At 70.9% G+C, this 19,199-nt stretch carries 20 protein-coding genes and 1 tRNA gene; 5 read left to right on the top strand and 16 right to left on the bottom strand.

Annotated elements, in window-relative coordinates; all coding sequences use genetic code 11:
- Positions 1 to 84 precede the first annotated feature (84 nt).
- A complete protein-coding gene (gene prfB / locus ACGGZK_RS11440; RefSeq protein WP_395242784.1) occupies positions 85 to 1,194 on the bottom strand; it encodes a peptide chain release factor 2 in 1,110 nt (369 codons plus the stop codon).
- A gap of 108 nt (positions 1,195 to 1,302) precedes the next feature.
- Between prfB and ACGGZK_RS11435 the strand changes: the two genes are divergently transcribed.
- Positions 1,303 to 2,655, top strand: a complete 1,353-nt coding sequence (locus ACGGZK_RS11435) for an MFS transporter (RefSeq protein WP_395242783.1) — start codon at positions 1,303 to 1,305, stop codon at positions 2,653 to 2,655.
- Between the two features lie 31 nt (positions 2,656 to 2,686).
- On the opposite strand, the gene ACGGZK_RS11430 is transcribed toward ACGGZK_RS11435, so the two are convergent.
- The 7 genes from ACGGZK_RS11430 to ACGGZK_RS11400 form a co-directional block, all read right to left on the bottom strand.
- Positions 2,687 to 3,136 (bottom strand): pilus assembly protein TadG-related protein, encoded by a 450-nt coding sequence (locus ACGGZK_RS11430; RefSeq protein ID WP_395242782.1) that lies wholly within the window; start codon positions 3,134 to 3,136, stop codon positions 2,687 to 2,689.
- Positions 3,136 to 3,510, bottom strand: a complete 375-nt coding sequence (locus ACGGZK_RS11425) for a TadE family protein (RefSeq protein WP_395242781.1) — start codon at positions 3,508 to 3,510, stop codon at positions 3,136 to 3,138. The genes ACGGZK_RS11430 and ACGGZK_RS11425 overlap by 1 nt, the downstream gene beginning before the upstream one ends.
- 46 nt (positions 3,511 to 3,556) lie before the next feature.
- Positions 3,557 to 3,964, bottom strand: a complete 408-nt coding sequence (locus ACGGZK_RS11420) for a TadE/TadG family type IV pilus assembly protein (RefSeq protein WP_395246073.1) — start codon at positions 3,962 to 3,964, stop codon at positions 3,557 to 3,559.
- Positions 3,961 to 4,140, bottom strand: coding sequence for a hypothetical protein (locus tag ACGGZK_RS11415; protein ID WP_395242780.1), 180 nt, complete (start codon positions 4,138 to 4,140; stop codon positions 3,961 to 3,963). Before ACGGZK_RS11415 ends, ACGGZK_RS11420 begins: the two co-directional genes overlap by 4 nt.
- A gap of 72 nt (positions 4,141 to 4,212) precedes the next feature.
- The gene (locus tag ACGGZK_RS11410) at positions 4,213 to 5,151 is read right to left on the bottom strand and encodes a type II secretion system F family protein (RefSeq protein WP_395246072.1); all 939 of its coding nucleotides are present in this window, start codon (positions 5,149 to 5,151) and stop codon (positions 4,213 to 4,215) included.
- The gene (locus tag ACGGZK_RS11405; protein WP_395242779.1) at positions 5,148 to 6,005 is read right to left on the bottom strand and encodes a type II secretion system F family protein; all 858 of its coding nucleotides are present in this window, start codon (positions 6,003 to 6,005) and stop codon (positions 5,148 to 5,150) included. Before ACGGZK_RS11405 ends, ACGGZK_RS11410 begins: the two co-directional genes overlap by 4 nt.
- The gene (locus tag ACGGZK_RS11400; protein WP_395242778.1) at positions 6,002 to 7,228 is read right to left on the bottom strand and encodes a CpaF family protein; all 1,227 of its coding nucleotides are present in this window, start codon (positions 7,226 to 7,228) and stop codon (positions 6,002 to 6,004) included. The genes ACGGZK_RS11405 and ACGGZK_RS11400 overlap by 4 nt, the downstream gene beginning before the upstream one ends.
- Before the next feature lie 82 nt (positions 7,229 to 7,310).
- Between ACGGZK_RS11400 and ACGGZK_RS11395 the strand changes: the two genes are divergently transcribed.
- On the top strand, positions 7,311 to 7,538 hold the full coding sequence (locus ACGGZK_RS11395) for an RNA-binding S4 domain-containing protein (protein ID WP_395242777.1): 228 nt from the start codon (positions 7,311 to 7,313) through the stop codon (positions 7,536 to 7,538).
- Between the two features lie 22 nt (positions 7,539 to 7,560).
- A complete protein-coding gene (locus ACGGZK_RS11390; protein ID WP_395242776.1) occupies positions 7,561 to 7,953 on the top strand; it encodes a DUF1801 domain-containing protein in 393 nt (130 codons plus the stop codon).
- A gap of 19 nt (positions 7,954 to 7,972) precedes the next feature.
- Here the strand turns inward: ACGGZK_RS11390 and ACGGZK_RS11385 are convergent, their stop codons facing one another.
- Both ACGGZK_RS11385 and ACGGZK_RS11380 read right to left on the bottom strand, forming a co-directional pair.
- Positions 7,973 to 8,959: an aldo/keto reductase gene (locus ACGGZK_RS11385; protein ID WP_395242775.1), complete on the bottom strand. Its 987-nt coding sequence runs from the start codon at positions 8,957 to 8,959 to the stop codon at positions 7,973 to 7,975.
- A 108-nt stretch (positions 8,960 to 9,067) separates the two neighbouring features.
- Positions 9,068 to 9,466 carry a PPOX class F420-dependent oxidoreductase gene (locus tag ACGGZK_RS11380; protein ID WP_395242774.1) on the bottom strand — a complete coding sequence of 133 codons (399 nt, stop codon included), beginning with the start codon at positions 9,464 to 9,466 and terminating at the stop codon, positions 9,068 to 9,070.
- Between the two features lie 85 nt (positions 9,467 to 9,551).
- On the opposite strand from ACGGZK_RS11380, the gene ACGGZK_RS11375 reads away from it, so the two are divergent.
- Positions 9,552 to 9,633: transfer RNA gene (locus ACGGZK_RS11375), tRNA-Leu, on the top strand.
- Between the two features lie 115 nt (positions 9,634 to 9,748).
- Positions 9,749 to 10,045, top strand: a complete 297-nt coding sequence (locus ACGGZK_RS11370; RefSeq protein ID WP_395242773.1) for an ATP-dependent DNA ligase — start codon at positions 9,749 to 9,751, stop codon at positions 10,043 to 10,045.
- A 141-nt stretch (positions 10,046 to 10,186) separates the two neighbouring features.
- On the opposite strand, the gene ACGGZK_RS11365 is transcribed toward ACGGZK_RS11370, so the two are convergent.
- The 6 genes from ACGGZK_RS11365 to ACGGZK_RS11340 all read right to left on the bottom strand — a co-directional run bounded on the left by ACGGZK_RS11365 (position 10,187) and on the right by ACGGZK_RS11340 (position 19,019).
- On the bottom strand, positions 10,187 to 12,499 hold the full coding sequence (locus ACGGZK_RS11365; protein WP_395242772.1) for a glycoside hydrolase family 3 N-terminal domain-containing protein: 2,313 nt from the start codon (positions 12,497 to 12,499) through the stop codon (positions 10,187 to 10,189).
- Between the two features lie 34 nt (positions 12,500 to 12,533).
- Complete coding sequence (locus ACGGZK_RS11360; RefSeq protein ID WP_395242771.1) at positions 12,534 to 13,586, bottom strand: LacI family DNA-binding transcriptional regulator; 1,053 nt, start codon at positions 13,584 to 13,586, stop codon at positions 12,534 to 12,536.
- Positions 13,586 to 14,404: a carbohydrate ABC transporter permease gene (locus tag ACGGZK_RS11355; protein WP_395242770.1), complete on the bottom strand. Its 819-nt coding sequence runs from the start codon at positions 14,402 to 14,404 to the stop codon at positions 13,586 to 13,588. Before ACGGZK_RS11355 ends, ACGGZK_RS11360 begins: the two co-directional genes overlap by 1 nt.
- Positions 14,404 to 15,360: a carbohydrate ABC transporter permease gene (locus ACGGZK_RS11350; RefSeq protein ID WP_395242769.1), complete on the bottom strand. Its 957-nt coding sequence runs from the start codon at positions 15,358 to 15,360 to the stop codon at positions 14,404 to 14,406. The genes ACGGZK_RS11355 and ACGGZK_RS11350 overlap by 1 nt, the downstream gene beginning before the upstream one ends.
- A gap of 28 nt (positions 15,361 to 15,388) precedes the next feature.
- The gene (locus ACGGZK_RS11345) at positions 15,389 to 16,723 is read right to left on the bottom strand and encodes an ABC transporter substrate-binding protein (RefSeq protein ID WP_395242768.1); all 1,335 of its coding nucleotides are present in this window, start codon (positions 16,721 to 16,723) and stop codon (positions 15,389 to 15,391) included.
- Positions 16,724 to 16,931: 208 nt separating this feature from the next.
- The gene (locus tag ACGGZK_RS11340; protein WP_395242767.1) at positions 16,932 to 19,019 is read right to left on the bottom strand and encodes an RICIN domain-containing protein; all 2,088 of its coding nucleotides are present in this window, start codon (positions 19,017 to 19,019) and stop codon (positions 16,932 to 16,934) included.
- Between the last annotated feature and the right edge of the window lie 180 nt (positions 19,020 to 19,199).

Genomic DNA, 19,199 nt, shown 5'->3' with positions numbered 1-19,199 from the left:
GGAGCGCTCTCACGCGGCGCTACCTCGAAATCGGCCAAGTTCCGGTGGCGCGTCACGCCCCGGAACCGGCCGCCCGGTCGCGGCCTAGTCGTCGTCCTTGCGCTTGCGCCACTTGATGCCGGCGGCGATGAGCCCGTCGAGGTCGCCGTCGAACACGGTGGCCGGGTTGCCGACCTCGTAGCCGGTGCGGAGGTCCTTCACGAGCTGCTGGCCGTAGAGGAAGTAGGAGCGCATCTGGTCGCCCCAGCTCGCGGTGATGACGCCGGCGAGCTCCTTCTTCTTCGCGGCCTCCTCCTCGCGCTTCAGCAGCAGGAGTCGGGTCTGGAGCACGCGCATGGCGGCGGCGCGGTTCTGGATCTGCGACTTCTCGTTCTGCATCGAGACGACGAGGCCGGTCGGGAGGTGGGTGAGGCGCACCGCGGAGTCGGTCGTGTTGACCGACTGGCCGCCCGGGCCCGAGGACCGGAAGACGTCGACGCGGATGTCGTTCTCGGGGATGTCGACCTCGACGGCCTCCTCCATGACGGGGATGACCTCGACGGCCGCGAAGCTCGTCTGCCGCTTGTCGGCCGAGCCGAACGGGCTGATGCGCGCGAGGCGGTGCGTGCCGGCCTCGACCGAGAGCGTGCCGTAGGCGTAGGGCACGTCGACCTCGAACGTCGCCGACTTGATGCCGGCGCCTTCGGCGTAGGACGTGTCCATGACCTTGACGGGGTACTTGTGCCGCTCGGCCCAGCGCAGGTACATGCGCATGAGCATCTCGGCGAAGTCGGTGGCGTCGTCGCCGCCGGCGCCCGAGCGGATCGTGACGACCGCGCCGCGCGCGTCGTACTCGCCGTCGAGCAGGGTCTGCACCTCGAGCTGGCCGACGACCTCGGCGAGGGAGGCGAGCTCTTGTCGGGCTTCCTCCTCGGCGTCGGCGTCGTCCATCTCGGACGCGAGCTCGACGAGCACGTCGAGGTCGTCGATGCGCTGCCCGACCTCGGAGATGCGCTTGAGTTCGGCCTGGCGGTGGCTGAGCGCGCTCGTCACCTTCTGGGCGCGGTCGACGTCGTCCCACAGGTCGGGGGCGCCGGCCTCCTCGGAGAGCCGGGCGATGTCGGCCTCGAGGGCGTCGACGTCGACGACGGTGCGGATGTCGTTGAAGGTGGCGCGCAGGCCCTGCAGCGCCTGCGTGAAGTCTTGATCCAGCATGGCCCGTCCAGCCTAGTCGTGCCGCCCGCGCCGCGTCGGATCGGGCGTCGGGTCCTCCCGTTGCGCCGGCGGGCAACCGCCCGTGGGCCGGGTGTAGCGTCGAAGGCGATGTCCTCTGCCGCGCCCGCCTTCTCGTGGCGCTCGATCATCCTCCCCGCGTACCTGCCGACGCTGGTGTACTCGTTCGGCGAGGGCGCGCTCATCCCCGTGATCCCGGTGATCGCGACCGAGCGCGGCGCCTCGCTGGCCCTCGCCGGCCTGGTCGCGGCGATGCTCATGGTCGGGCGGCTCGCCGCCGACCTGCCCGCCGGATGGCTCGTGGCCCGCATCGGCGAGCGCACGGCGATGATCGGGGCCGCGATCGTCGCGTCGCTGTCGATGCTCATCGCGGTCGCGCTGCCGACGGTGTTCGCGCTCGGCGTCGGCGTGCTGGTGCTCGGCTTCGCCGACGCGGTGTTCGGGCTGGCGCGGCACGCGTTCCTCACGTCGTACGTGCCGGTGCGGGTGCGCGCCCGCGCGCTGTCGACCCTCGGCGGGGTGCACCGCGGCGGGTGGGCGATCGGCCCGTTCGTCGCGGCGGCGCTGCTCGCCTGGACGGGCTCGGCCGAGTCGGTGTTCTGGGTCGTCGTCGCCGCGTGCGCGGCGGTCGTCGTGGTGCTGCTGTTCCTGCCCGACCCGGAGCGACTGTTCGGCGTGGTCGCGGCGCGGCGCGAGGCATCCGCCGCGGAGATCGCGGCCGCGGGCCCGGCCGCGTCGGAGGACTCGGGCGTCGGCGAGGGCGGGGCGGATGCCGCGAAGCGCGCCGCGGCGGAGCAGTCGAGTGTCTTCCGTGCCATCCGCGAGTACGGCGGCGTGCTGGCGCGCATCGGCACCGGCGTGGGCATGCTGTCGGCGAGCCGCGCGAGTCGCGCGGTGATCCTGCCGCTGTGGGCCGTGTCGATCGGCATGCCGCCCGAGCAGGCGGCGCTCGTCATCGGCATCTCGGGCGTGATCGACTTCGCCCTGTTCTACACGAGTGGGCAGATCATGGACCGGTGGGGGCGGCTGTGGAGCGCCATCCCGGGGCTCATCGGCCTCGCGGCCGGGCACGTGCTGCTCGCGTTCACGCACGACCTGCCGAACGCGGACTGGTGGTTCGCGGCGTGCGCGATCATCCTGGCGGTCGCGAACGGCGTGACGAGCGGCATCGTGATGACGCTCGGCGCCGACCTCGCGCCGAAGGCGCATCCGGCGCCCTTCCTCGGGGCGTTCCGCATGATCTCCGACGTCGGCCAGGCCGGCTCGCCGCTGCTCATCGCCGCGCTGACGTCGCTCGTGTCGATCATGGCGGCGAGCGCCGCGGTCGGCGTGCTCGGCCTCGTCGGCGCCGCGATGCTGTGGCGGTGGGTGCCGCGCTACCTGCCGAAGGTGTCGGGGCGGCGCATCCGGCCGGCGAGCGCGGAGGCGCCTGAGGAACGGTGACCTACGGTCGCTTCGGGTTCGGCTTCGCTCGTCAGTGGAAGACCGAGCGAGCCGTCGAGGTGACCTCGATCGGCACCTCGACCGGGAGGAACGGCGAGCTGATCGGCGCGACCCAGACCGCGCGCAGCGTGATCGCGGCCGTCGAACCGTCGACGGCGACGGCCCGCACGAGCTCGACGTCGTGCAAGCCGGTCGGGGCGTCCGCCAGGTAGTCGCCGGCCGACGCCGCGACCGCCGCCGAGTCGAGGTCGAAGGCGAGCCGCTCCCCCTCGATGCGCACGGTGTCGATCGACCACGCCTCGGCCGCGGCGAGCGCGGCGCCGTCGGCGACGGTGAAGAGGCGCTTGCGCTCGAGGTAGAGCGAGGTCGCGGCGAGTACGAGCAGGATGAGCGCGAGCCCGAGCACGCCGTAGGCGATGGTGAGCAGGAGGGTCGATCCGGACTCGTCGCGTCGCAGCCGTCGCAGGATGCCGCGTCGCATCAGCCTGAGCCCGCGAATCGGGAGACGGTCTGCGTCGCCGTGCCCTGCAGCGCGACGGACGCGAGCTGCTCGAGGCCCAGCACCTCGGGCACGAGGGGCAGTCGCACGCGGGCGACCACGTCGACGCGCACGCGCGTTCCGGGTTCGTCGCACGATCCGGCCGGGTCGCAGTTCACCGACACGGATGCCTCGCCCGCGTCGATGCCGTAGTCGTCGAGGGCGATCCGGACGACGCGATCGACGCCGTCCGCGTGGTCGCCCGTGAGCACGGCGACTCGGGCGGCGTGCCGCGCCGCACCCTCGACCGCGAGACTGCCGCCCTGGATGGCTGCGAGTGCGAGCACCAGGTAGACGAGCGGCACGAGCAGGAGCATCCCCACCGTCAAGAACTCGAGCGAGGCCGAGCCGCGCTCGCCGGCGTCAGTCCAGGGTCTCGACCGCTGCATGCCCGCTGACCTCCAGTCCCCGCTCGGGTCCGAGGAGGCCGACGACGGGCAGGGAGGCCCGCACCGTCACCTCGACGATCTCCACGCCGCCCGGGGTCGTCGTCGCCGCGGTGACGTCGGCGGCGAACGCCGGCGAGACCGCTGCGCCGATGAGCTCCCGGGTGCGCGCGACGCCGTCGGCCGGCGAGGCTCCGGCGAGCGCCGCGTAGCGAGCGCCCTCGGCGGCCGCGTCGATCAGCGTGTTGCGCACGTAGAGGGCGAGCGCCAGCTGCACGACCGCGAGTGCGACCGTGGTCAGCAGCACGCCGACGAGCACGAATTCCGCGACGGCCGATCCGCGTTCATCGTCGACGGCCGCGCGGAGTCGGCGACGAAGGGTCAGATACCGGTGACCCGTTCGATCGCCTGCTCGAACACCCGCCCGAGCGCGTCGCCCGCGAGGCCCCAGATCACGATGACGAGACCGGCCGTCATCAACGTGATCAGCACCCAGCCCGGGACGTCGCCGCGCTCGTCGCGCAGGTCGAAGGTTCGGAGTCTGGTGAGCAGGGTCTGCATGCTGGATCCTTCCGGAGGGATGGGAGTCGGGCGCGGGCGGGGTATCCGCTCGCGGGTCAGCGGGTCGGCGCATCAGAAGCCCGTCTGGAGGACGACGTACCCGGGGTACAGGGCGAAGAGCACGGTGATGGGGAGGATGAGGAACACGAGCGGCACGAGCATGGCGATCTCCTTCCGCCCGGCGAGCTCGAGGATGTTCCGTTTGGCCTCGTCGCGGGCGTCGGCGGCCTGCGAGGTCAGGACCGACGCGAGCGGGGCGCCGCGGTCGAGCGCACCGATCATCTGGTCGAGGGCACGCGTGAGGCTGGGGTGGGCGAGGTCGTCGCGGAGCGCGGCGAGCGTCTCGCCGAGCGGAACGCCCGCGCCCACGGATGCCACGACCGACGCGAACTCGCCCGCCAGCTCGCCTGAGCCGGAGCGCGCGACCCGGCGAAGCGCGTCGAGCACCCCTTCGCCGGCGGTGAGGCTGAGGGAGAGGAACTCGAGCACGGTCGGCAGCTCGGACGAGATGCGGGCGAGGCGCTGCTTCGCGGCCCGCTGGAGGAACCAGTCGCGCAGGACCGCGCCGAGCAGCGCGGCCGCGATCGGCACGGCGATGCGGACGATCCCGGGCAGCGTCGCGAACCCGGCGCCGCCGATCGCGAGCGCACCCGCCCCCACGAGCCCGACGATCGCCCACGCGAGCTGCTGCGCCCGGAACCCCTCGACCGTCAGCGGCGAGCCGGCCTGCCGAAGGCGCTGCCGCACGACCTCGTCGCCACCGCCGACGGCCCGCACGACGGCGCGCAGCGCATCGACGACCGGCGCGATGAGGACGCCGAGGACGGGAGCCGGGTCGGTCGGGCGACGATCGAGGAGTTCGCGCGCTTCGACGGAGAGGTCGGCGACGTACGGTGCGACGCGCGCCAGCAGCCTGGGGCGGCCGAGCCGCGGCACGGTCGACGCGATGAGCCACAACCCGAGTCCGAGCACCAGCCCGATCGCGAGGGCGACGGCGAGGTGCCCGGTCATCGGAACCACCGCCGCTCCTCGGGGATCCGCCCGAGGGCGACCATGGCCTGGTAGGCGATCACGCTGACGGCGACGCCGGCGAGCAGCAGGATGCTCCCGGCGGGGCTGTCGTACGCCTCGAGCGTCTGGGGCTTCGAGGCGAGCAGGAGCAGCAGGAGCCACGGCGCCGCGACGCCGATCCGCGCCGCGTTGCGGATCCACGACTGGCGGGCGATCACCTCGCCGCGGACCGCGGCATCCTCGCGGAGGTACCGGGCGAGCCCGCGGAGCACGGTGGTGAGTTCGGTGCCGCCGACCTCCCGGGCCATGCGCAGGGTCTCGACGAGCCGGTCGGCGACGGGATCGGCGAGCGACTCCTTCAGGCGGTCGAGGCTGCTCGAGAAGTTCCCGCTTCGCCGGTAGTCGACGGCGAACGCCGCGAACTCGCGTCGGGTGGCCGCCGGGCCGAGTTCGCCCAGTGCGGCGACGCTGTCGGGCAGCGACATCCCCGCGCGCACCGCCGCCACGAGGTGGTCGACGACCTCCGGCCACACCGCACGGTTCGCCGTCCGCCGTCGCGCCGCGCGGCGGTGGATGAGCAGCGGGAGGAGGAGCATCCCGAGGCCGAGCGCGACGGCGGTCAGCACCGGCAGCCCGAAGACCGCGGCCACGATCGCACCCGCAACCAGCCCGACGATCACCGAGACGGCGACCACCGCGGCGACCGGGACGGTGCCGAGCCCCGCGAGCCGCAGCTCGTCACGGATCCTCGTGCTGCGCGGCCGCGCCGTGCTCTCCCGCTGCGCGGGCCACAGGAACGGCGACACGACGAGCAGGAGGCCGAGCCCGAGCACGGCGCCGAGCAACAGGCTCACGCGGCCGCCCCCAGCACGATCGCCGGGTCGAGGCCGGCCTGCCGGTACTTCTCGAGCCGGATCGGCGTGCCGCAGGCCGTCAGCTCGCCTTCGCGGAGCTCGAACACCGCCGCGGTCTCGACGAGGCCGTCGACGACGCGCCCGGTCGGCGCGGAGATCTCGGCGACCCGACGGCGCCCGTCACGGTCGATCGTGAGGTGCACGACGAGGTCGACGGCTCCGGCCACCGTCGGCACGACGAACGCCGAGTCGATGTTCCGGCCGGCCAGGAGCGGCAGCGTGCAGAGCTTCGTGAGCGCATCGGCCGCGGAGTTGGCGTGGATCGTGCACATGCCCGGGATGCCGGAGTTCAGGGCGATGAGCAGGTCGAGGCTCTCGGCCTCGCGCACCTCGCCGACGACGAGCCGGTCGGGACGCATGCGCAGCGCCTCCTTCACCAGCCGCCGGAGCGTGATCTCCCCCGTGCCCTCCAGGCTCGGCTGTCGGCACTGCATCGCGACGTGATCGCGCACGTCGATGTCGAGCTCGAAGGTCTCCTCGACGGTGACCACCCGCTCCCCCGCGCGCGACGCGGCGAGCAGCGCATTGAGCATGGTCGTCTTCCCGGTGTGGGTCGCACCCGACACGAGCAGGTTCGCGCCGGCGAGCACCGACATGCGCAGGAACTCGGCCGCCGGGGTCGTCATCGACCCGAGTTCGACCAGTTGCCGAAGCGATCGGAGCCGCCGCTGGAACTTCCGGATGTTCACGGCCCAATGACTGCGCGTGACATCCGGAATCACCACATGCAGCCGCGACCCATCGGGCAGCGAAGCATCCACGAACGGCGACGACAAGTCGACCCTTCGACCGGAATGCTGGAGCATCCGCTCGACGAGCTCGCGGACCTCGCGATCGCCGAGCACGAGCGTGGTCAGCTCGGGCACGCCGTCGCGGGCGACGAATACGCGCGTCGGGCCGTTGATCCAGATCTCCTCGACGCCCGGGTCGTCGAAGAACGGCTGCAACGGTCCGTACCCGGTGAGTCGGGCGAGCACCTCGCGCTCGGCGCCGGCCTCGTCGGCGAGCGCGGCCGCGGTGCCCGCGAGCGCCCGCTCGCTGTGCCGCCGCACCTCCTCACGCGCGTAGCGCGCCGCGAGGCTGTCGTCGTGCGCGAGGTCGACGCCGTCGCGGAGCACCCGGCTCCGCACGCGGTCGGCGATGGAGCGCACGGGATCGGTCATGCCCCCATCTTCGAAGACGTCGGATGCCTCGCCCCGGGTTATCCACAGTCATGAGCGACACCAGGTCGGCTAGCATTCGGGCATGACGACCCCGGGTGCGATCGAAGACGTCTCCATCGGCGGCGAGGGCATCCGCCTCGGGCAGTTCCTGAAGTTCGCCGGGCTCCTCGACAGCGGTGGCGACGTGAAGGCGGCCATCGCCGACGGCGACGTGACCGTGAACGGCGAGGTCGATCTCCGCCGCGGGCGACAGCTGCAGCACGGCGACATCGTCGGCTTCGAGGGGCACCGGGCGCGCGTCTGCCCGTAAGGGCGCCGCACCCATTCGCCGCATGCCTGCCCGCTTCGCCACCGTCGACGAGTTCCTCGCCGCACTGACGCCTGAGCGGCGCGCCGACGCGGAAGCGCTCCGCGCACTCGTGCGCGAGGCCGAACCGGCGCTCGTCGAGATCGTCAAGTGGAACTCACCCGACTACACGCTCGACGGCGTCGACCGGCTCACCATCAACGCCGCGGGCAAGGGGCCGGTGCGACTCATCCTGCACTTCGGCACCGACCGTGTGGAGCACAAGGGCGCCGCGCCGACGTTCTCGGGCGACCCCGACGGACTGCTCACCTGGCACTCCGACATCCGGGCGAGCCTCACGCTGCCGAGCGCCGACGACCTCGCCGCACGGCGAGACGCGATCATCGCCGTCATCCGCGCCTGGCTGGCAGAGCGCTAGATCCGGCGCTTGGCGCGCCTCAGCGCCCGACCATCGCCATGCCCTGCGCGTTGTAGCGGTCGCCCGCGACGCCGACTGTTCGCGCGAGCGAGTCGAGGTCGGCGATGTCGTCGGCCGAGAGGGCGACGGCGGTCGCGGCGGCGTTCTCCGCGATGCGGCTCGTGCGGCGCGTTCCCGGGATGGGCACGATCCACGGCTGCTGGGCGAGCAGCCACGCGAGCGCCACCTGCCCGGGCGAGGCATCCGCCCGCTCCGCCAACTGCCGCACGTGCTCGACGAGCGCCTGGTTCGCGGCGAGGTTGTCGGCCTCGAACCGCGGCACGCGGTTGCGGATGTCGCCCTCGGCGAAGGTCGCGTCGGCCGCGACCGTGCCGGTGAGGAATCCCTTGCCGAGCGGGCTGAACGGCACGAACCCGATGCCGAGCTCGGCGAGCGTGGGCAGCACCTCGGCCTCGGGGTCGCGCGTCCACAGCGAGTACTCGCTCTGCACGGCCGTCACGGGGAACACCGCGTGGGCGGCGCGGATCGTCGCGGCGGATGCCTCGGACAGGCCGAAGTGCCGCACCTTGCCCTCGGCGACGAGCTCGCCGACCGTGCCCGCGACGTCGGCGATCGGCACATCGGGGTCGACGCGGTGCTGGTAGAAGAGGTCGAGCACGTCGGTGCGCAACCGCCGCAGGGATGCCTCCGCGACGGCGCGGATCTGCTCGGGCCGCGAGTCGAGGCCGACCATCTGCCCGTCGCGGATGTCCCACCCGAACTTCGTCGCGATGACGACCCGGTCGCGCACGGGCTCGAGCGCCTCGCCGACGAGCTCCTCGTTCACGTACGGGCCGTACACCTCGGCGGTGTCGAAGAAGGTGACCCCGAGGTCGAGCGCCGACCGCAGCACGGTGATCATGTCGTCGCGCGAGCCCGGGTTCGGCCCGTACGACTGCGACATGCCCATGGCGCCGAGGCCGATCGCGGAGACCTCGAGTCCTTGGCCGAGTGTGCGCGTGTGCATGGTGGTTCCTCCGCGGGCCGGGTGTCGATGGATGCCTCCGACGCTACGCCGCGGCCGGCGCGGGAGGGAGGCCCTGCCGGTACCGGTGAGGCCGATGCCACGAACGGGTCAGCGCCCGGTGACCCGCTCCACCTGCATCACGAGCACCACGCGGTCGGCCCGGTCGGCGGGAGGCGTGGCATCCGCATTGCCGTAGCGGTTCGCGAGACGCACGAAGAAGGCGCCCTCCGGGTCGGGAACCACCTCGGCGAGCCGGCCGCGCGCCTCGACGTACTTGAGCGGAGTCTCGGGGTCGAGCGCCTCGAGCGTCATCCGCGCGTCGGCCTGCAGGTTGCGGTACTTCGCACGCTTCGTCGTGTGGGTGAAGCGGATGACCCCCGCTTCGCGGTCGAACTCGAACCACATCGGATTCACCTGGACGCCGCCGTCGGGGCGGACGGTCGCGAGGTGCGCGAAGACGGGCGCGTCGAGGATGCGGGCGGACTGGTCGCTGAGCGTGAGGGCCATGCTCCGAGTCAACCGCAGGAGTGCGCGCCGCCTTCCGGACGTGACGGACTGCGACGGGCGGCGCGCCTAGACTGATCGGGCACTCGCGGGAGTGGTGAAATCGGCAGACACGCAGGATTTAGGTTCCTGTGCCTTCGGGCGTGAGGGTTCAAGTCCCTCCTTCCGCACTCGACTCGACTCGACTCGACTCGACTCAGACTCAGGCCACGCAAGGGCAGGCTCAGCCCGGGTCAGGACGCCCGCGTCTTGGAGCGAGCAAGGCGAGGCGACCATAATGCGGTCATGGGGCAGCTCATCTATGGGCACGGAGACGCGGCGATCCCCGTCGATGATCGGACGCTGGCCCACCTCCAAGTAGTCATCCTGAACAAGCTGCGGCGCCAGGAGAAGTTCGTACTGACGCTCGCCGACGGGACGCGTACCCGAGTCATGTTCGTCGGGCCGTCGACGCCGCTGGAGTTCATCTACTCCGGGAACAGAACGCCTCGGCTCAATCAGCTGTGGCTCGAGCAACTCGCCAAGGCCGCCGGGCTCGGCGAGGGGCTTCACATCGTGCGGGAACCACCCGACGAAACATGAGGACGGCAGCTGGGGGCTGCCGACTGCGTGCCTCGGCCCGATCGGCCGATCGGGCGGATGGGGCAGCACGCCGAGCTGGCGCCGGCGTTCGTCTTCCTCTCGTCGCCGGAGTCGAGCTGCGTCGTCGAATCCCTGCCCCGGTCAACCCACCTCCACGCTCGTGGTCAGCGCGCGGGTGTGGTCGACATGTCGCAGCTCGCCGATGACCTCCACCGCGAGCGGGATGCCGGGGTCGGCCGCGGACTCGGCGAGCGTGAGTACGGCGGTGCCGGGCTCGATCCGACGGACGCCATCGCGCCCGGTGAAGCTCGTCAGGTCGGCGTGGACCGTGAACGCGACCCGCGTGGATTCTCCCGGCGCGAGGTCGACCCGCGCGAATCCGATCAGCTGTCGAACGGGCCGGGCGACCGAGGCAACGGGGTCCGAGAGGTACAGCTGCACCACGTGACTGCCGTGGCGTACACCGGTGTTCGAAACACTGACGCTGGCCATGACCGTTCCATCGACGGCCAGCTCGGTCGCCGAGAGCTGCGCGCCCTCCATGCTGAAGGTCGTCGTCGACAGACCGAACCCGAAGGGAAACGCCGGGGTGGGGTCGAGGTTGCTGACCCCGTCGCTGCGGAGGGCGAGCGGAGGCGCCAGATACGTTCCGGGCTGACTGGCCATCGAGCCGGGGATCTGCACGGGAAGACGTCCCGATGGCGCCACACGCCCGGAGAGCAGGCCGGCGATGGCGGGTCCGCCCTCCTCGCCGGGGAAGAATGCCTGCACGGTGGCGTCGGCGCGGGCGGCTAGATCGCCGATCGCGTAGGGGCGGCCCGAGATGACGACGAGCACGACGCGGCGTCCCGCGGCGAGCACGGCGTTCGCCAGTTCGCGCTGACGCCCCGGGAGCTCGAGGTCGAGCACGTCGCATCCCTCGCCCGACGTCCCGTGGCCGAACATGCCGGAGCGGTCGCCGATGACGAGCACCGTCAGGTCGGCCGCCCGTGCGGCGCTGGCCGCGGCGGCGATCCCCTCGTTCTCGCCTCCGAGAACGGGCACACCCTCGACGTAGTCGACCTCGGCCTCCGGGAACTCGGTCCGGATGCCGTCGAGCACCGTGGGAGCTGCGATGCCGATGTCGAGCCCGGGGTGGGCTGGAACGACGTGGTTGGGGAACGAGTAGCACCCGAACAGGCACCCCGAGTCGTCGGCGCCGGGGCCGATGACGGCGACGCGTGCCGGCGGCGAGGCGAGTGGGAGGACTTCACCCCGGTTGGCGAGCAGGACGAGCGACCGTTCGGCGAGCAGTCGCGCGAGATCGCGGTTCTCGCTGGAGTCGAGGTCGAGGTCGAGGTCACCGGGCTCGGTCGGCGCCCAGTCGGCGTCGAGGAGGCCCAGTTCGGCCTTCTGGGTGAGGACTCGGAGGGCCGAACGGTCGACGAGTTCGGGATCGACTCGCTCGAGCAGCTCGGGCAGGTAGCCGAGCGTATGCGGCAGCTCGACGTCGATGCCGGCCTCGAGGGTCTGCGCGCCGGCGTCGAGATCGTCGGCGGCGACGCGGTGCGTCGAGTGGACGAACGGAACCGCCCAGTAGTCGGAGACGACGGTGCCCTGGAACTGCCAGGTGTCCCGGAGCAGTCCGGTGAGCAGGTCCCGGTCGACGGCGGCCGGAACGCCGTCGACGTCGGTGTAGGAGTTCATCACCGACCGGGCACCGGCCTGGACGACCGCCTTCTCGAACGGCGGCAGGATGACGTCGGCGAACTCGCGGGAGCCCATCGAGACCGGCGCGTGGTTCCGTGCGCCGCGCGATGCGGAGTACCCGGCGAAGTGCTTCAGCGTAGCGATCACCCCGGCCGACTGGAGGCCGCGAACGTACGCGGCGGCCGTCTCGCCGACGAGGTACGGGTCTTCGCCGATGGTCTCCTCGACGCGCCCCCATCGGTAGTCGCGGACGACGTCGAGCACCGGCGAGAGTCCCTGGTGCACGCCGAGGGCCGCCATGTCCGCGCCGATCCGTGCCGCCATGGCCGCGACGAGCGTCGGGTCGAACGCCGCACCCCAGGCGAGCGGGGTGGGATACACGGTCGCGCGCCAGGCGGTCAGGCCGGTCAGGCACTCCTCGTGGGCGATCGCGGGGATCCCGAAGCGATTCGCCGCGATCACCTCGCGCTGGAGTCGCGCAAGCTGGCGCATCCCGATCGCGGGGTCGATGGGGAGCGTCCCGAACGGACGGGTGAGATGGCCGATGCCGTCGGCGATCGCCTCGTCGAACGGTTCCGCCCGGAGTTGGGTGTCCTGCATCGGGGCGACGTCGCCGCTCGCGCCAGCGGCGTTGGGCCACGTCGAGCCGAGCTGCTGGAGCTTCTCTCGCGGCGTCATCGCGGCGAGGAGCGCGGCGGCGCGCTCGGCCGGCGTCTTCGTCGAGTCGTTCCAGGGCGCGCTGAAGGCAGGGATGGTGTCGGTCATGTTCTGGGATGTCCCGTCTGTGTGGGCGGCGGCGTCAGCGGGCCGGTGCGGCGGTCGAGTCTCGGATGACCAGATGGGTCGCCACCTCGACGCGCTTGGCCGGCAGGGGTTCGCCGTTGGCAAGTCGGACGAGGGAGGAGACCGCGGTGCGACCGATGTCGGCGATGGGCTGGTGCACCGTGGTCAGCAAGGGGGTGGAGGTGTGGGCGAGGTACGTGTTGTCGAATCCGACGACGCTCAGCTCGGTCGGCACGGAGACGCCGAGCCGGCGTGCTGCCTCCAGCACGCCCATCGCCGAGACGTCGCTGCCTGCGAAGATCGCAGACGGCGGCAGCTGCGACCGAAGGAGATCGGTCGCCGCCCGCAGGCCGTGATCGAACGTGAACGAGTGCCGTGGGATCGCGTTGACATCCACACCGATGCCGGCTTCGGCCATGGCGGCGGCCCAACCGTGCGCGCGGACGATGTCGCAGGTCGCCCGCGGCGGGCCGCCGATGTAGGCGATGCGGCGGTGGCCGAGGCTGAGGAGGTGCTTGGTCGCCTCGTAGGCACCGGCCCAGTTCGTGGCGCCGACGCTGGGCGTGGATGGCCTGGGGCGATCGATCGGGTCGACGAGCACCATCGGGAGTCCGACCTGGCGCAGCGCCTTCTCACGCGCCGCCGAGTACGCACTCGTGACCTCGATCACCCCGATCCGTGCCGCCCGGGCGAGGCCCTGCGCCCAGGTCGTGGGCTGCAGGTCGCGGATCGCATCGACCGAACGCATCAGCAGGCCGACGTTGAGGTCGCCGGCGATCGAGAGCGCGCCGCCGAGGAACTCCGACAGGTACGGATTCGCCACGTCCTGGGGTTCGACGATGACCTCGATCGTCGCCTCCCCCAGCGTTCGGATCGAGCCATGCCGCTCGACGATGCTCACGTAGCCGAGGGAGTCGACCGCGTCCTCGACCCGGGTGCGGGTCTCCTCCCCCACGCCGCCGCGACCGTTGATGACCTTGGACACGGTCGCGATCGAGACGTTCGCAGCTCGCGCGACGTCGGTGATCGTCGTCCGCCTCGGGGCGGCGCCCTCCGGGATGTCGGACATCACTTGCCTCCCACTCCGGTGAGCCCGGCCACGAGCGACCGGCGCGCGAACAGGTAGACGAGGAAGATCGGGATGATCGTCAGCACGACGGCCGCGAGCAGCCCGGGGATGTTGACGCTGAACTGCTGGCGGAACTGGCCGAGTCCGACGGTCGCCACCATGACCTCCGGGGAGCGGGTCAGGATGAGTGGCAGGAGGAATCCGTTCCACGCGTTGAGCGCGGTGTACACGACGACCGTCGCGATCCCGCCCTTCGCGAGCGGCAGCACCATCGAGACGTAGGTGCGGAACGAGCTCGCTCCGTCCAGCGACATGGCCTCGTACAGCTCGCCGTTGATCTCGCGCATGCTGCCGCAGAGGATCAGGGTCGTCAGCGGGATGACGAACGCCGCGGTCGGCAGGATCACGCCGAGCAGGGTGTCGTACAGTCCGAGCGAGTCGATCAGGAAGTACAGCGGGATCACCACGACCTGCGCCGGGATGGCGAGTCCGATGAGCAGGAAGCGGAACCCGGTCCTCACGATTCGGCTCCGGCTGCGGACGATCGCGAACGCGAGCGGCGGGACGAGCACGAGGACGATCGCGACCGAACCGGCGGCGATGATCCCCGCGTTCAGCAGGAATCGACCGAACCCGAGGTCGAACGCCGCAGCGAAGTTGTCGACGACGAACTCGCTCGGCAGCCCGAGCGGGCCTCCCGACGAGTACGTGCTCTGGGACTCGAACGAGGCTCGGAGCATCACGGCGACAGGCAGCAGGATCACGGCCAGCCAGGCGAGTGCGAAGAACCCGCCGAAGACGTTGGGACGTGCGCGCATCAGATGCCCTCCTGCGTTCCGGCCATCTTGTCGTACCCGGTCACCCGCACCATCACGAGCGAGACGACCGCGCACAGGAGCACCAGGACGATCGCGATCGCGCTGCCGTATCCGAGGTCGAACGAGAGGAACGCCTGCTCGTACATCAGGTACGGCAGGATGGCGGTGCCGTTGCTCGGACCGCCGCGCGTGACGAGCAGGATGATGTCGAACGCGGTGAACGTACCGACCACGATCAGGATCGTGCAGGTGACGATGGTGTTGCGCAGCTGCGGCACCGTGATCGAGAAGAACTGGCGGATGCGGCCGGCGCCGTCGAGCTGCGCGGCCTGGTAGAGCACCGGCGGGATGGTCCGGGCTGCGCCTTGGAAGATCAGGGTGTAGAGCGGTGTCGCGCCCCACAGGTAGATGAACACGATGACGCCGACTGCGGACCACTGCGACCCGAGCAGGTTCCCGTCGCCGAAGAGCCACGGCAGTGCGGCCGGCAACCCGAAGTTCGGGTCGATCAGCGAGCCCCACAGCACGCTGACGGCGGCGGTCGACATGAGCAGCGGGACGAAGTACAGCGCCACGATGACCGCCCGGAACCGCTGCTCGCCGGCAGCCCAGACTCCGGTCAGGAGCCCGAGCGGGATCTGGGTGCACACCGCGAGCAGCACGAGGGCGAGGGTGACGCCGATACTCGAGGCCACAGCAGGATCGGTGAACAGACGCGTCCAGTTGTCGAGGCCGACGAACTTCGGGGCGCTGAATCGGAGCCCGTTGTACGAGGTGAAGGACAGGTAGAAGGCGAAGCCGAGCGGTGCGAGTGCGAACAATGCGAAGTAGATCAGTGCCGGCAGCGACCACAGCGGGCCGGGGCGGCCTGCTTCACGCAGGCCGCCCCGGGTCGTGCCGTCGGTCGCCACCTCGGTCCGAGCGGCGGACGCGGCCGGGAGGGCGATTCGGGTCATCAGGGTTCCAGTGATCGAGAGGGAACGGTCAGTCGGCAGCGGTGATGGACTGCATCTGGGCGATCCACGCGTCGGCATCCAGCGAGCCGTTGAAGTAGCCGGCGACCGCGTCGGTCAGTGCTTCCTTCTGCTCGGTGGGCACGACCCGGTCCCAGGACAGCTGGAAGGTCGGAGCCGCGGCGACCAGGTCGACGACGAACGTCAGGTAGGTCTTGGTGTTCTCGTCGAGCGTCTCGTCGGCTGCGATCGCGTCGCCGGCGTCGACGGTCGGCGGGAGGTTGCCGAGGCCGATCTGGTCGGCGACGAACTCGGGGCTGTAGAGCTCCTTGAGGAACTCGACCGCGACGTCGGGGTACCGGGTATCGGCCGAGACGTTGTAGAAGTTGCTCAGGTTCCCGGCGATCTCACCCGACTGGCCGGATCCCCCGTCGAGGCTCGGGAACGGCACCCATCCGAGGTTCTGGGCGACGAAGTCCGGGTCGGCGCCCTCGAGGGTCGCGTAGTTCCAGGTGCCCATCAGCTCGTAGGCGGCCTTGCCCTGGCTGAGCAGCGCCGTGGTGCCCTGGTTGGAGTAGCCGACCGAGTCGAACGTGGTGCCGAACGCACCGGCGTCGAGCAGGCCCTGCAGGTTGTCGAGGGCTGCGCGGCTGCCGTCGCTCTCCCACACCTCCGCGTCGCCGGCCAGGCCCTCGGCGACCGCGTCGTTGCCGATCTCGCGGGCGAATGCGTACTGGAACCACATCTGCGTCGGCCACTTGTCGGCTCCGGCCAGGGCGATCGGGATCACGCCTGCGCCGCTGAGGGTCGCGGACTGGGTGAGGAGGTCGTCCCAGGTCTGCGCGGGCTCGAGGCCGGCGTCGGCGAGGACCTGCTCGTTGTAGAACAGGAACGTCGGGGCGACGCCCCGCATCGGGATGCCGTAGGTCGCGCCGTCGATGACCTGCTCATCGAAGACGGAGGGGATGAAGGCGTCCTTCAGCTCCGGGTCCTCCTCGATGTAGTCGTCGAGCGGGAGGACGGCTCCGGCATCGATGAGCTGGGTCAGGTCGGCAGCACCCCAGGTCATGAAGATGTCGGGCGCATTGTCGGTGCCGAGCGAGGTGCGCACCGAGGTCGCGTACGTGTCGTCGCCGGGCAGCTTGTCGATGACGACCTTCACGTCGGAGGTCTCGTTGAACCGCTCCGCGGCCGCTTCCTCCGCCGTCGCCGCCGCGTCGCCGTAGACGGCGACGTGGATCTCGCCCTCGGGCTTGGACTCGTTCGGCTGGGACGCGCTCCCGCCTGCGCATCCCGCGGTCACCAGCGCGGTTGATGCGACCAACGCGAGGGCCGCGAGCCGGACGTGCTTTCGTTCCAAGTTCATCGTTGAACGCCTCTCTTCTTGCGCCGCTGCTGTGCGGCCGCTTGGGGGAGGCCGCCCATTCGCGGTGCGGCCAAGAAGAGTCTGCGGGACCGAGCGGGGTGAAAAGTGTCGCTCCCGAACGAAAGGTTTTCGCAATCGTCGCATGTTCGGCTGCGAACGCGAACAGGGGAGGCGATCGCTGATCGCCTCCCCTGTCAACCCTTCGCGGTCAGCAGCTCTTCGCCGGGTACTCCAAGACCTGGCTCGACTCCTGACCTGTCGCAGACGCCGTCGCCACGAGCGTGATCGAGCCGGCGGGAACCGTCGAGAGTCGCGTGGCGAACGCGTGCGTCGCGCGCTTGCCGGGCGCGATGTCCGCGAACGACTTCGCACCGTAGGCCGACTGCAAGGTCAGCGCCAGCGTGGTGTCGTCGTCGTTCTGCGCGACCACGGTCACGAGGCCCTTGCCTGCCACGCACCGGGTCGAGACGGTGGCGGTCACCTGCAGCGCCGACCTGTTGACGACCAGCCACTCCTGGGCATCGTCGGCGCTCGCGCCGGCGGTCGTCGGCAGCGAGGCGCGCAGGTCGACGGTGTGATTCGTCGTGTTGCCCGTGATGAACAGCGCCGCGTTCTTGACGGACTGTATCTTCACGTAGCCGTCGCTCGAGGGAACGACCTTCCAGTGCTTGTCTGACCCGTCGTCATCGACCCACTGCGAGAGGCGCTGGCCGGCCGTGGCAGTGCCCTGCCAGATGCCGAGCGCGCGGCCACCCGACCGATTGAGGAACGTGACGTCGGCCCCCTTGACCTGCTGGTGCCATTGCTGGGTCGTGGCCGCGAGGTCGCGGGTCTGGAGCACGAGGTCTGCGACGTTGCCGGTGAAGTTCGCGTCCTGGGTCTTCCCGGCCTCCGGCGCCAGGACCTCTCCGGTCGCGCGATTGACGAGCTCGAAGTAGTCGCCGTCCGACTCGCCCAGGTCGACCTCGCCGAACTTGACCGGTCCGATGCTGTTCCCTGCCCACGACGCCTGCAGGATCAGCACCCTGCCAGTGCCCTCGACGTAGGTGAGGTTCCGGCTGTATCCGGCGGGCATGGTCGTCTGGTACCGCTTCCACGTGCCGTCGCTTCGCCCGGACTCGTTCACCCAGACGTTGCCGCTGCCGTTGGAGTTGTACACGATCCGGCCGTCCGGGAAGGTCGCGAGCACCGGGCTCCCGCCTGGCGAGAGCGCCCCGCCAGCTGCCGGCAGGGTGCCGATGTCAGTGCCGGCGGCCCCGCCGACGGCGTCGAATCGCAGCGGATCGCCGGCGATCTTGAACTTCACGTTCTGTCCACCGCCGAAGTACTCGTACGTCAGCAGCCACTTGCCGTCCGTCGTCGGCGCGACGGTGGTCATGCCCGGCCGCCCGCCTCCGATCTGGGTCTTGCCGTTCCCTCGATCGACCGTGAGGCCGGCGACATCGACGTAGGCCTGGCTCCACGATGCGCTTGTCCCGTCCCAGGTCCGGTGAGCGAGGATCTGGCCGCCGGAATCCGCTGCCGTGGCGTTCGCCGGGTCGATGATCGCCGCACCGGTCTGCGGGTCGAAGCCGAGGTAGTCGTTCTCATCGGAGTAGTACGCGATGAGTCGACCATCCTTGGCCAGCAGGAACGGTTCCCACAGCGGGTCGACCTGGTCGTACGTGTTCGCCTCCGACGTGCGCCCGATCGCGCCGGCACTGCCACCCTGCCAACCCCCGGTCGCGATGATGTTCTCGAACGACCACGTCGCTCCGTCGTCCGTGCTCGCGTACAGCGCGATGGCGATGTCGCGCCGGTCACCGTCACCGGTCGGCACCCAAGCCGGGTTGGCCGCCTTCTGCTCCTTCGCGTACTCGTCGTCTCCGGAGACGACCGACGCGAGCAGGAGCGTGCCTGCGTCCAGGTCGCCGACCGCTTCGGGCAGCGTGTAGAGGTACGCGTTGGTCCAGTTGCTCGTGTACTTCGCCACGGCCGGATCCGCCGATGATTCCGCGGGCGACTTCACCTGTGTGAGCTTCCGCCACGTGGTGCCGAGGTCGTCGCTGACGTGGATCGGAAGCGTCTGTCCGACGGGCTCGGTCTGGCTGTTCTCGAAGGTCGCGACCAGGCGGCCGGTCTGCGTCTGCGCCGCCTTCGGGTAGAGCACGCAGGGGCGCTTGTTGCACGCCGCGGGGTTCTCGGCGACGTACAGGTCGCCGGGGTTCGGCTGGTATGCGGTCGCTGCTCCGCCGCCTGCCAGCGCGAGACCGACGGCCAGCCCGGCAGTCGCCAACGTCGCGATCGATCGCCTCATTCTCCGTTGCTTCACGGTATGGCTCCTCTCTGAGCACGGTTCGCGTTCATGGAAGCAGCGCGCGGCAGGCGACCGGCGTCCCCTCCGGGCGAAAGACTTTCGCTCGGAACGGGCTCCTCCGGCTCGTGCGCTCCCGAGCAACTCGCAGTCCGTTCCGTCGGAGCACGGCGCGACGAAGGA

It is taken from the genome of Agromyces sp. MMS24-K17 (assembly GCF_043950245.1).
Classification (GTDB): Bacteria; Actinomycetota; Actinomycetes; order Actinomycetales; family Microbacteriaceae; genus Agromyces.
This window is presented reverse-complemented; position numbering and strand designations above follow the sequence as displayed.